The organism is Rossellomorea sp. LjRoot5 (assembly GCF_964253455.1).
Taxonomy (GTDB): Bacteria; Bacillota; Bacilli; order Bacillales; family Bacillaceae_B; genus Rossellomorea.
Map to the genome: position 1 here is coordinate 3,364,961 of NZ_CAXUQN020000001.1, position 12,582 is coordinate 3,377,542.

A 12,582-nucleotide genomic window follows, 5' to 3' on the forward strand; every position below is an offset into this window, starting at 1 on the left:
ACATATCCCTCAATGAATTCCAAGAGAACCGTTTGGAGGTCCGTCCCTCTCACTTTCTATTCAAGCCATCCTGTCAGGAATTCTTTTTGGCTGCCTTCATAGTATTCTTCGAAGAACTGTGCAAAGGTGTTCGAATCTACATGTTTGAATTGATACTCTTTGTAATAAGCCGACAGGAAGTTCAAAGCTTCCGTTCGTCCCCCATTATTCTCGAAGAAATCATTCAACAGGTTCGGCCCTTTTCCGTACACAGTTGAAACATAATTCTGCTGAAATTCATTGAGGGGTGTATTCAAGAACTTTTCCGGCTTCACCGTGTTCAACACTTGATTCGAAAAGGCAAAGGCTTTTCCCTCGTCCTTATATGCATATGCGAGATAGTAGGAGGATAGTAACTCTGCGAGACTTTCATCAAGCCATGCATCCCGATAAGGATTGTTCGCCACTCCCTGGTAGAACCATTGATGGGCGATTTCATGGACCAGTGGATGTTCATAGCCATCGGGATCACCCGATATTTCCACGATATTGGAGTATTCCATGTCCCCATTATTTGCAATGAGATCCAGTTCACCGGTCGGATTCTCACCGATGTTATCATGGTAAAAAAGAAATGAATCTGCTGCTTTTTTGAGCACATCAACCATAATGGATTCCTGTTCCTTTTTCATAAAAGCACGGATGGCCACGTTTCGATACATCCCAACTTTCACTTTTTCTGTTTTTTGTTCCCATTCATCCGGGTTCAGGAATGCGAGATAGAAATCCCGGATGCTGCCTCCTTCGATTTCCCCTTTATTCACCGGTTCTTCCGATCCATCTTCCCCAGAGCTTGCCACCAAATATTCCTCTGGAGTTTCAAAGGAAACATGATAATTTCCATAGGTTGTATCATATGATTCGCCTTTGGGATCGAAAGGTTCAATATCCCAACCATCTTGATACGTCGCAAGCATCGGATACCACTGTGCCAGAAAGAAGTCTTCCCCTTTCTGCGATAACCGCAATCCATCTTCCGGAAGTTTCAAGCGGTAGTCTATACTGATCGATTTCGTTTCACCAGGCTGGAGCTTTTCATCAAGATCGACAAGGAGCTGATTCCCATTTAAGGAGTACTGGAGATCCTCACCGGTACTATTGATCGAGTGAATACTCGTTTCCGCATGATCTTTAAGGAAATCCGGTTTATTTTTTTCCGTAAATGCATTCGGAATAAAATAAAATCCAATATCCTCAAATGCTTCTTCCGAATGATTGGTCACTCTGATGTCAGTCTCCACACTCCATTTTTTCTCCTTATCCATTTTTATCTTCATCGTATAATCCCCTGTTGCACCAGGGGAAACACCGGTTTCCTTCAATGAAAATGGCTCTCTGCTTTTTCTCAGGTCTTCTCTCGTAAGTTCCGCCACTACATCTTTGGGATGATCAGGAATCCTTCCGCTTATCAGAAAGCGCTGATACTTCTCGGGCACTTCAAACGTCAATAAAGCCGTCACTCTACCTGGGAACTTCAATCTCCCCCCACGATAATTGAGTGCATCCACAATGTCCGTTTTCAATGGATAATACTTCTTCTCCTTTTCATCCAATAGGAAATAGGCACCTGGTTTGAATGAGAGGCTGGTTGTATTGGGATCACTATATTTAACGTCCCAGCTGACAGGAATCGTGATGAGCTGATGACTTTTTTTTGCCTTTAATTCGGGTGGTGTTTTACTCGGTGACTCAATAAGGATCGTTTGCTGATCAAGCTCCAGTTTTTCACCCAGCTCTGCCTGTTTTCCTGCAAGTTCTTTTGCTTTTAAAAATGCGAGGGGAGCATCCTTTTGTAGTTCAGCCTCCTCTTTCTTTTCCGGAGCAAAGACCGCTGTTGTTTTTCCTTCCGTTCCTTGTTCTTTCACGGGAGATACCACTTTGGCGGTTTCAACTTTCTGCACTTCGGGAATACCCTTCCCCACTAAAGTCATGACACAGAGGAGGAGGATGACAGCAGCGCCTGAAAGAATGTATTTGAATTGCTTTTCCACTTTCTTATCGTTGCTGTATCCTCCATTCAGCCCTTGATAAGGAGGAGTATTGGCTGCCTTCCCCGCAGGCAGGACGGCTGCGATGATTCCAGTGACGACCGGGATTGATAGGGCGGCCCCATAGATCCACCAAAGGGTGAAAGGGAAGCTTCCGTAAACCTTCCAAACTAACGTAAAGGCAAAAATCAGGCCAACGAAACCGGCAAGTGCCCCTGAAAACATCCCTTCCAGAATGACAAGCATCCGGACGGTCCCATTTTTCCAGCCAAGGGCTTTAAACACCGATATTTCGGGCTGTCTCTCAGCTACATTCTGCCAGATGATTTCAGCCGTAGTCAGGATGGCGATCGAGAGGGCGATCCCCATTGCCACATAATGCATCGTACTTACTTCCATGGCCACGTACTCCCCTAACCAGGTCGTATACATGACTCCTTTCAATCGAAAGGTGATGAATAAGTAAAAGACAAGAAGACCCGTCGGCAGACCCATGGAAACGACGGATAGAACGGTCCGTTTCCACCTGGACACCATTGAATTGATGGCCATTCCGACCACTGATTCAGACCTTGCCACCCGTTTGTGTTTAAGGGAGATTTCCCCTGATCGCATCGCTTCGTATGGTCTGATTTTTTTCACAAGATAGGCGGGAATGACTGCACCCGCGATATAAATGGTCAGTCCGATCAATCCGATGAGGGCGACTCGAATATAGGATGTTTCCAGTTCACCTGCCACTGTAAACCATGCCAGGATGAGCCAGCTGATAAAAGATACGACGATACCCAGCAATAACGCTTCAAGGAGCAGGAGCTTGGAAAGCTGATTCGGACGCCATCCCAGGGAAAGTAAAACGGCAAACTCCTTCTTCCGTGCATACATCATGATGAGATTCGATGAAAACACATACACGATCGCCACCAGGATGACGCTCCCCACCACTCCTGACACCCCAAGCTTTGCTTCTTTAAAAATCGTGATGGAAGAACCGATCTTAATCCACGGCTGTTCGATCCAGCCAAAGCCCTTTTCCCCCTGTATGCCAGGGATATGAGTCAAAGCAGGCTGCGGGGAGGAACCTAACGTGACATCCACGATCAAACCCGTATTTTCTTCGATTTCTTTTGCCACTTTTTGAAGGGCGGCTTCACTTTCTTCATTGAAGCTGTCAACCCCCTTCACGTTGACACGTATGGCTGAGATGGGTTTATCCCCCAGGACATGAGCTGCCGCATCCAGTGTCGTCAACATCAAAGGAGGCTTGGTCAGGAAACCATAAGGATTGTTTGCAGGCTTCATCGTGACAGGAGGATTGATGGGATCCCCTTTCTCATCTAATACCCAGCTGGCTTTCGAAGGAAAGTACGTTTCGACGGGAAGCTCCGTCAAGGGATCTTTCGAAATGGTCAGCTTCTGGGCATCAAAGATCCCGATGTAATCGAGCCGAAGCCGCGGCCAGCTTGAGCTATCCTCTCCGAACGTCTCAACCGGCCTGTACGCCTGATCGACAGCCAGGAGAGAATCCTTCGGTAAGCTGTATGGTTCCACTTCGTAACTGAAAGCCCACCTTTCCTGAAACGGGCTCGACACCGGTTTGTATTCGACCGGAGACGGCTTGAGGGCCATCCAGCTCATACCTCCCAAACCTGATTCGAAACTTGGGTTCATGACGGTATTGACAATTTTTTCGTGCGCTTCCTCTGTCGTAAAACTCCTTTCTTCCACGACACTCCCTGCTTGCTCCTCTAAATATTTCTCCCCGCCATTTTTCTTCACTTTTTCCATCGTTGCATCCTGATTGTCGGGATCAAATGGCATATCGAGCTTTTCCACTGTATAGTGTATTTCCCCATCAACGAATTCACGGTTGCTTAGAATGACCGGTATCGACGTATCAGTCAAACTATCTCCCAGAGGTATATCCATGACCTCGTCATTCTCTGAAAAATATCGGCTCCCTTTTCCCGCCACCATAGCATTGTCCAGTCCGACAAGCTTCGCTTCCTGTTCGGGATCGATCCCTGCAACGAGGACCTGTGTACCGTAGGATAATTCACCTAATGACTCACCAACCCCATATGCCGGGTCCATCGAATACTGTCCGCCCCCGACTGTAAAATAATAATTCCCATCGTTGACTTCCGCTTTCGCCCCGGTCTGAACCGTTTCTTTTTGATTCAACCTGTAAATACCCGGCTCTGTTATATTTAACTGTCCCATCTGGACGTCATTGAATACATAGCCCACCATAGAGATGGGTGCCGCAATCTTGACATCGTCCATTCCTTTGATCACTTCATATTGTTCCAGCGTGATGCCTCCGTCGAGTCCACTCAGATAGTTCGGTTCCAATAGATTCATCTCTTCCGTGACACTTCTTGAATCAGGCGGCCTTACAACCATGTGATAGGAAGATTTCCATCTTTTTTGCAGTTCATTCACAATTGTTCCATTGTTGGTTTGCGTCATCCCGACGAGATAACTCAGTCCGACACTTAAAAGGAGGACTCCGATGATCAAGAGGATGAACCGTTGCTTGTTCCGCCACCACGTATTCCATATAAATCGGATCATATGGGTTCCACCACCCGATCAGACACGATCCTGCCATCCTTCATTTCAATGATTCGATCCGCTTTCAGAGCAAGTTCGGAGTCATGGGTGACAAAGATGACCCCACAGCCTTTTTCCTTATTGAGTGACTTAATGATTTGAAAGATAAGGTCCCCCGTTTCCGTATCCAGGTTGCCTGTCGGTTCATCGGCCAGCAACCACTTAGGCTCGTGTACCAATGCACGTGCAATCGCGACCCTCTGCTGCTGCCCGCCTGACAATTGAGAAGGAAGGGAACCTAACTTATCCCCAAGACCTATCGATTCCAACAATTCTTTCGCCCGCTGTTTTTTATCATATGGAACTTTCCTTGAGAAAAGAGGTGCCATCACATTCTCCAATGCCGTCATCGTAGGGATCAAATGAAATTGTTGAAAGATAAAACCGATGTTCTCAAACCTGAAATCCGCCATCTCCCTCTGACTGAATTCAGTTACATCCTTTGACTCGAATAAGATACTTCCACCTGTCGGACGGTCCAACGTCCCGATCACACTCAATAGCGTTGACTTTCCCGAGCCGGATGAGCCTACCACAGAGACAAATTCCCCTTGTTGAAATTCAGCCGTTACATTCAATAAAGCATACGTCTCTACACCTTCACCTTTATATACCTTAGATACCCCATCGACCTTGACCCCACTAACCATCCAAAAGCCCCCTTTATTTTGAATTTTTTAACAATTATAACAGAAATACTACAAATGCATTACAAATATTTGAAAACCCATGAGGGACGGACCTTGATGTTTGGATGATAGGGCTATAGGTAGGGATGAGTTTTCATAGATTTCTAATCGTTGCTTCTTCCCCCATTCCCATTTATCCTGATAATAGAAGGAGGGTTTACGATGTCTATCATTTTGAAACGAATCTATGAGGAACCTCCCCGATTAGGAGGTCACCGAATCTTGATTGACCGTATCTGGCCCCGTGGAATATCGAAAGAAGATGCAGACCTTGAGGAGTGGATGAAAGATATTACACCCAGCCCCGCTTTACGGAAGTGGTTTAACCACGACCCTGAAAAGTTCGTGAAGTTCAAACAAGCCTATAAAGACGAACTCCACCAAGACGAAGAAAAACAAAAAAAATTGCGGGAACTGAAGGAAATGGCAGAAAATGAACGCCTAGTCCTTCTCTACGGAGCAAAAGATGAGAAGCACAACCATGCCGTCGTGCTTAAAGAAATCCTGGAGGATATGTAAGAGGGACGGACCTCTACATCAGCAACATTCGCTGATTGAAGGTCCGTCCCTCAAAAAATACTTTCGATCAAAAGATAGATGCCGGTAAATAAGAGGAGTACGTAAGTAACGATTTGAAAGAGCTTTTGATTGATTTTGCTGAATAATGCTTGTCCTGTGATTAAGCCAATCGCTACTACTGGTAATGCTTGCAGGCTTGATTTCCAAACGGTCAGAGTGGTTCCGGCAACTTCCACCTGGATCCATAGACTGACGAGATAGATGAACAAATAAAAGGCAAGGGTGGTGCCCCGAAGTGTCTCTTTCTTTGTTCCGGTGCCTGAAAAATACAGAAGCAGGGGCGGCCCTGGCATACCGATACTCGTGGTCAGCACACCTGACAATCCTCCTGCCAGAAAGTCCCGTGTAGTCGACTGCCTAATGCGGAATTTCATGATAAGTAAAATCGTGAGCAAGATGATGACCAGGCTGATCACTACTTTTAGGAGACTCATATCAATAAGAGTAAAAACCAATATTCCAAGGAATAAGCCAGGCATGCTCCCCACCACAAACCTTTTTACAAGTGAAAAGTCTATATCCCGCCTGATTTTCACAATCAGTGCCAGTGAGATCACCAGGGATAAGATCAAATTAATCTGAATCGCTTCTTTAGGTGGATATAAGAGCAATAGAAAAGGTGTAGCCATGATGGAAAATCCGAACCCGGTACTGGTTTGCAGGATAGATGCACATAAAATGATCGCCAGAAACAAGATAAATGTACTCACGACACACGCTCCTTACTCACACTTTCATGCAAATATCGATTTGACCTCACCCATAAACCAATCTCGATTATGAGAAATAGACACACAATCCACGCCCAAACATGTAAGAACTCCTCATGAAACGGATAGAAGCTATTCAAATAATAAGGATTAGCATGCATGGTCATCGTAAAAGCATAGAACATTCCAAAGGTGAAATTCCGCGACCACTGACTAATATGATAGGTGAAAATCCCCTTTTTCCACCCCAGTTTCTGAATCCGCTTGACCGCTCTCACCATTTCCAACCATTCCACTCCAATCAGAAGGACAAATACAAGCAGCCAGAAAAACATTATCATTCTTCCGGACAACATCCCAGAAGACACGATGGCAAGGCCCGTAATGGATAAAGCACCGTGAATGATACAGTTTGTACTCGGCCAATCATCAATGAGTGTCCAGCGGTTTCCTCTGACATAACGAACGATCATCAGTGTAAACCCAATCAAATAAAAAATGGTTCCCAGTGATATCGCCCCAATCAGCAATCCCTCTGGAAGAGAAGGATAAACCTTCACCCAAAAAACCACAACTGACTGGGTGGCAACGGTAGATAATAACACAACACCATGAGTGGAGTATGCGGTCGGCCGTTTCACCATCTCTTTAAACTGGTAGACGCAGCTTGCCATAAAACCGAGCCACATCATGGTATTAAATAGCATGACAACCTGAACCGCCACGCTCATATCAGGAAAATATTTGACGACCACATTACTCAATACCGAAATACCTGCAATCCATGATCCAATGATGAATGAAGGTACAGGTTTCGATAGTAAAAGAATTCTATCTGATTTATTTAACAACTGCTTAATAAGAGATTTATATATAATGGCAGTCAGCACAATTAAGGAAACACTTAGTATTTTTACGGGGATGTGATTCACCCATGTAAACGCATCAATGGCAGCATAAAGAAAGATTCCAAGAGCCATAATGATGGCACCTGATGCTGGATGGATGCTGTTTTTATTTTCTTCAGTCCTCATCTTTCTACTTTAGAGACCTCCTTTCTGCTTGTTGTAAAGCGGAGCCGAATGAAACTCCGGGCACCTCGTATTCATATTCACAAACTTTCCTCCTAAACTCGAGATATACCAACTATATAAGTTTAACATTTCTCAATCGAAAAGAGGAACGGACCTCCAATAAGCAATAAAACCATTTGGTTCATTACGAATTGGAGGTCCGTCCCTCACTTATATCATCTTAACTTGCGTCGTTTTCAGGCCGATTAAAGATAATCGCAACTCAGAAGCAGGCAATGGCCTGCTGAAATGATACCCTTGTCCAACCTGACATCCATTCCGTTTCAGGAACTGCATTTGATTTTCCGTTTCGATGCCTTCTGCAATGGTTGTAAAATTCATATTTTGACTCATATCAATGATGGCTTTGACAATGGAAACCTGATTGGAATCTTCCATAATATCATCCACGAATGATTTATCGATTTTAATACTATCAATCGGTAAGTGTCTTAAATTACTCAACGATGAGTAACCCGTTCCAAAGTCATCCATGGAGATCATGACGCCAACCTTTTTCAACTGATTGAGGACATTCGTTGATATTTCAAAGTCCTGCATAATGCTCTCTGTTATTTCCAGCTCAAGTCGGTTCGGTTCAAACTCGTATTCTGATAAAATTTCTTTTACCATTTCAACAAACCCGCCATCCTTAATCTGTCTGACGGATATATTGACAGCAACAGGAATGCTGCCCTTTCCGGTCTCTTCCCACTCTTTACTTTGTTTACAAGCCTCTCTCAAAACCCACTCCCCGATGGGAATGATCAACCCGGTCTCTTCTGCCAGTGGAATAAATTCAGCCGGAGAAACCATCCCCAGTGTAGGATGCTCCCAGCGTATCAACGCTTCTACCCCAATTATATTACGGGTATCGAGGTCCACTTTCGGCTGATAATGGAGGCATAATTGGTCGAATTCCAATACCTTTCGCAACCCATTTTCAATCTCCATATTCCTTGACGAAGCCTTTTCGAGTTCCGGATAATAGAATTGATAGTTGTTCTTCCCTTGCTCCTTAGCTAAATACATAGCTGTGTCAGCATGTTTAATTAAACTCTCCTGCTCTTTCCCATCCTTTGGATACATACTGATACCGATACTCGGGGTCACAAAGAATTCCTGTTCTTGGATGAATATCGGACTAATGAAACTTTGTAAAATTTCTTTCGTCGTTGCTGCAACCTCTTCTTCACTCATGTTGGAGAGAATGATAATAAATTCATCTCCCCCTTGTCTAAAAACAATCCCTTGATCGTTTACCACCTTTGTCAATCGAAAGGCGACCTTCCCTAATATAGCATCTCCAGTCGAATGCCCTTTTGTATCATTAATGACTTTAAATCGGTCCAGATCCAAAAATAATATCGCCATCGATTGATCCGGATTGTCACGTAAAGATCCGCTTAAATGTTGTTTGAATTTATTTCGATTTGGAAGTCCGGTCAGTGAGTCATAATAGGCCATGGCATGAATCGTTTTCTCAGCTTTCTTTCGATTCGTGATATCCCTGCCAACCAATTGTATGGCCATCCTTCCACCATATAAAATGGGCATAGCGGAAATCTCCAACTCTATCTCTTCACCGTTAAGGCGATAAACGGTCAGTTCAAAACGTTCACCTGAGGTAGAGCCATGGGTTTCTTCCCTTATCCTCCTGATATTTTCAGCACTTGTAAATCGGGAGACATTCTGGTTTATGATGTCTGCCGGGCTATCTGCGCCTATCAGCCTGCTTCCCGCTTCATTTATATAATCAAAGGTTCGGTCACTGATCACTGCAATGATATCCGGTGACAAGTCTACTAAACTGCGATATTGATCTTCACTTTCCTTTCGGTTGGTGATATCAAACAACACACTCGTAAAAGAAGTCATTTCCCCGTGTTGATCCAATGTCGGAATGCCCCTGTCCTGTATCCAGCGAACCTGGCCATCAGGCCTTACGATCCGGTAAATACTTACACATGCCTGACCGGAACCAAGATTCTTCGCCCTCTCTTCCAATACCGGCATGTCTTCAGGATAAATCACTTTTTTCCACAGCAGTGTATCCTGATAGAAATCATTCAATGGATACCCATACAACTTTTCAATGCCCGGAGTGATCAATAGAACATCTGATTTCAAATCATGAGACCAGATGGCTACATCCAGCGTCTCGAAAATACTGTTTAAATTCTTATTGCTGTTGGATAGTTCCCTGGAAGCATTCCAATTCCCCCTAAAGAGGATAAACAATAGAGCAAGCATACAGAACACTAAACCTGTGTGAAGAAATAGCGACCCTTCACGATTAGGTTGATCGATTGTCTTCCATGAAAAATCGAGGATTTCTAAGAAGATCATGGTGATAAAAAGTATGAGGACTGTTTTTTTATTTTGTGTAAAAAACATCATTACGCTCCTGAATATAGAATTTCTACTTATCCAAGTGTACTATTTATGACTTTCATTCACAATACAGCTAAAAATTTCCTGTATCACCTTTTCAAAAAACCAACTCCTGCTAGTAAGAGTTGGTTCTTCATTCAATACGACACACCCGTCCGTGTATGCGTCTTCTTAAATTCATTCATATCCGGATCGAAATAATCTTCATTGAATGCAGGGACGAACTTACCGTCCTTCAAGTAACCGGATCCCCATGTCGGATCCAGAGTCACCCATTCCCCATCAAGATTCGCTTCCACCCACGCATGCCTTCCCGGGAAAATACCGCCTGCCCTGCCTTCCACGAATCTCGCCTCAATATCGCTGGCACGAAGCATGGCAATCGCCAGATACGCATAATCCTGGCACACGCCGGTTTTGGATTCCAATGTTTTCAATGCACTGTCATCCCAGTTAAAATCATCGTTTTCATACTTTTTAACATCATAAGAGACATTCTTTGCGACATAATCATAGATGGCTTTTGCCTTGTCCCTGTCACTTGATTTTCCTGAAGTGACGGTTTCTGCCTGCTTCTTAATTTCAGGGGAGTCCGACTGAACACCGCGTGAAGGCAGGAGATCCCGCTTGTCTTCCCCTGTGGATTCGACTTCGAACTTCGCAAAGCCGAAAAACCTGAAGTAATCACTGTTCTCTTCCTTGATTTCAGGTACACTGAGGGTCACTTCATACGTTCCCGGCCCAAAGCGCAGGTAAAACGAATCATCAAAGTTGAAATCTTCAACCGGGATGACATCCAACGCTTCGTCCTCCCCTTTTTTCGTGGTGATATAAATATGCGTCGTTTCCTGGCCGAATTCTGCTTCCGGATCGATGCTTCCTTTTATCCTGTATTGGCCCTCCGACTCCTCTCCCCCAAATTGAGGAGATTCAAGGATCACTCCCCGCTCACGATACGTATCCGCATACTCAATCGGGCTCATCACCCGGTCGGACTCGTTATCTATAAGAAGAGTGGTCGCCGTCTGGTAGTAATTTTCACGGTCTCCATCCGGAACCAGCACTTCAAGCTCGTGAACCCCTTTTCCGTAAAACAAGGGAACATCATAGTTAAATTCCCCATCCTTCACGGGGATGACTTGCTTCCAGTGATCTGAATCCTTCTTTAGTCTGAGCATGATCGTGTCTTCATCCGAGAGACTCGCAGCCCCCCCTTTTAAAGAAAAGACTTCGTTGCCTTTAACATAGCTGGATTTCGTTTTTAATGACAGTTCGGCATCCTGGCCAAACGGTGTCAGGGTCACATCCCTATTGATCTCAGGATTTACATTATGGACGGTAAAAGACGCCGTATCATAGTAGTAATTTTCACGGTCCTTGCTTGGGAGTTGCACGGAGACGCTATACTCCCCTTCCCCGTTAAAAAAATGGATATCCTGTTTGAACTTGCCGTCTTCGATCGGTGTGTAATATTCGAGTTGCCTTCCTCCAGGTCCTTCTTCATTCGCCCTGACCTTTATCCAGGCAAAGTCCGATTTCAGATCTTGATACTTTTCAATTTCCCCCTTCACGCTTACCTTTCCATTTGCAGCGAATTCTTTATATGCCGGCTCTTCGATTGTGACGCCGATTTCCTCGCTGTAGGATGTAAGTTTCAGAGGCTCTTCTTCCCCGATTTCTTTATTCATTTTCTTTACTTCTTTTTCATACGGATCTTCTTCTCTTTTATCGGCTTTCGTTTCCCCACCGCTGGCATTCGAGTCACTGCATGCCGTCACAAACAAAAAACTACTCAATAAACACAGAACTAAAATCAAAAACGAACGTTTCTCCCCCATGTCTTCCTCCTCAAAACTTCTTTTCTACCTACACATACGAACCAGACAGATATTAGTTTCTGATTCTATTTTACTATTAATAGAGGGACGGACCGCTAATTTTGATGACAACTGTTAAATTCGAGACTGATGTGAGGTCCGTCCCTCATAATCATAACCACTAAACAACCAATATTCTAACTTTTTCTGGAAGTTTTTTTATTTTTGTTCTACACACACTAGAACAATTCTGTTATACTTAACATATAACAAAACTAGGAGGTGACACTTTGTTTATCCAAATTGAACCTCAATCGAATACTCCGATTTATGCTCAGGTAACAAACGGGATCATGGAAGGGATTGTCAGGAGCGAATTGCTTCCAGGGGATATTCTTCCTTCTGTACGGGGTCTTGCCGGTGACCTTGGTGTGAACATGCATACCGTGAATAAAAGCTATCATGAATTGGAAAGCAAAGGAGTGATCCGGATTGTTCCGAAATCGGGTGCCGTCATCTGTTCACCTTCCGAGGGAACGATTCCCCCGCAAAGGTTGAATCAGATTTCAGAAGGATTACGGCCGATTTTAGTCGAATCACTGGTCGCCGGCATGAGCGAAAAAGAGATTGCCGAATTAGTCGCGTCCATCATTTCAAACGTTAAGGGGGATTAAAAA

At 44.4% G+C, this 12,582-nt stretch carries 8 protein-coding genes; 2 read left to right on the plus strand and 6 right to left on the minus strand.

Annotated features, from left to right (window positions below; genetic code table 11):
* Window positions 1–56 precede the first annotated feature (56 nt).
* Window positions 57–4,604 carry an FtsX-like permease family protein gene (locus tag ACSQ2E_RS17215; protein ID WP_435992498.1) on the minus strand — a complete coding sequence of 1,516 codons (4,548 nt, stop codon included), beginning with the start codon at window positions 4,602–4,604 and terminating at the stop codon, window positions 57–59.
* Window positions 4,601–5,293, minus strand: a complete 693-nt coding sequence (locus ACSQ2E_RS17220) for an ABC transporter ATP-binding protein (RefSeq protein WP_435992500.1) — start codon at window positions 5,291–5,293, stop codon at window positions 4,601–4,603. Before ACSQ2E_RS17220 ends, ACSQ2E_RS17215 begins: the two co-directional genes overlap by 4 nt.
* 201 nt (window positions 5,294–5,494) lie before the next feature.
* On the opposite strand from ACSQ2E_RS17220, the gene ACSQ2E_RS17225 reads away from it, so the two are divergent.
* Entirely contained in the window at window positions 5,495–5,851 is a 357-nt protein-coding gene (locus ACSQ2E_RS17225; protein WP_435992502.1) for a DUF488 domain-containing protein, read from the plus strand.
* A 50-nt stretch (window positions 5,852–5,901) separates the two neighbouring features.
* On the opposite strand, the gene ACSQ2E_RS17230 is transcribed toward ACSQ2E_RS17225, so the two are convergent.
* From ACSQ2E_RS17230 to ACSQ2E_RS17245, 4 genes are all read right to left on the minus strand, one after another.
* The gene (locus ACSQ2E_RS17230) at window positions 5,902–6,621 is read right to left on the minus strand and encodes a sulfite exporter TauE/SafE family protein (protein ID WP_435992504.1); all 720 of its coding nucleotides are present in this window, start codon (window positions 6,619–6,621) and stop codon (window positions 5,902–5,904) included.
* Complete coding sequence (locus tag ACSQ2E_RS17235) at window positions 6,618–7,655, minus strand: hypothetical protein (RefSeq protein WP_435992506.1); 1,038 nt, start codon at window positions 7,653–7,655, stop codon at window positions 6,618–6,620. The genes ACSQ2E_RS17230 and ACSQ2E_RS17235 overlap by 4 nt, the downstream gene beginning before the upstream one ends.
* A 210-nt stretch (window positions 7,656–7,865) precedes the next feature.
* On the minus strand, window positions 7,866–10,094 hold the full coding sequence (locus tag ACSQ2E_RS17240) for a bifunctional diguanylate cyclase/phosphodiesterase (RefSeq protein ID WP_435992508.1): 2,229 nt from the start codon (window positions 10,092–10,094) through the stop codon (window positions 7,866–7,868).
* A 131-nt stretch (window positions 10,095–10,225) separates the two neighbouring features.
* A complete protein-coding gene (locus tag ACSQ2E_RS17245; RefSeq protein WP_435992510.1) occupies window positions 10,226–11,926 on the minus strand; it encodes a transglutaminase domain-containing protein in 1,701 nt (566 codons plus the stop codon).
* A 269-nt stretch (window positions 11,927–12,195) separates the two neighbouring features.
* Between ACSQ2E_RS17245 and ACSQ2E_RS17250 the strand changes: the two genes are divergently transcribed.
* Window positions 12,196–12,579, plus strand: a complete 384-nt coding sequence (locus ACSQ2E_RS17250) for a GntR family transcriptional regulator (RefSeq protein ID WP_435992512.1) — start codon at window positions 12,196–12,198, stop codon at window positions 12,577–12,579.
* Window positions 12,580–12,582: the final 3 nt, after the last annotated feature.

Bases quoted from the DNA above. Each gene is read 5' to 3' on its own strand.
- ACSQ2E_RS17215 (WP_435992498.1), bottom strand. From the start codon at position 4,604: ATGATCCGATTTATATGGAATACGTGGTGGCGGAACAAGCAACGGTTC.
- ACSQ2E_RS17220 (WP_435992500.1), bottom strand. From the start codon at position 5,293: ATGGTTAGTGGGGTCAAGGTCGATGGGGTATCTAAGGTATATAAAGGT.
- ACSQ2E_RS17225 (WP_435992502.1), top strand. From the start codon at position 5,495: ATGTCTATCATTTTGAAACGAATCTATGAGGAACCTCCCCGATTAGGA.
- ACSQ2E_RS17235 (WP_435992506.1), bottom strand. From the start codon at position 7,655: ATGAGGACTGAAGAAAATAAAAACAGCATCCATCCAGCATCAGGTGCC.
- ACSQ2E_RS17240 (WP_435992508.1), bottom strand. From the start codon at position 10,094: ATGATGTTTTTTACACAAAATAAAAAAACAGTCCTCATACTTTTTATC.
- ACSQ2E_RS17245 (WP_435992510.1), bottom strand. From the start codon at position 11,926: ATGGGGGAGAAACGTTCGTTTTTGATTTTAGTTCTGTGTTTATTGAGT.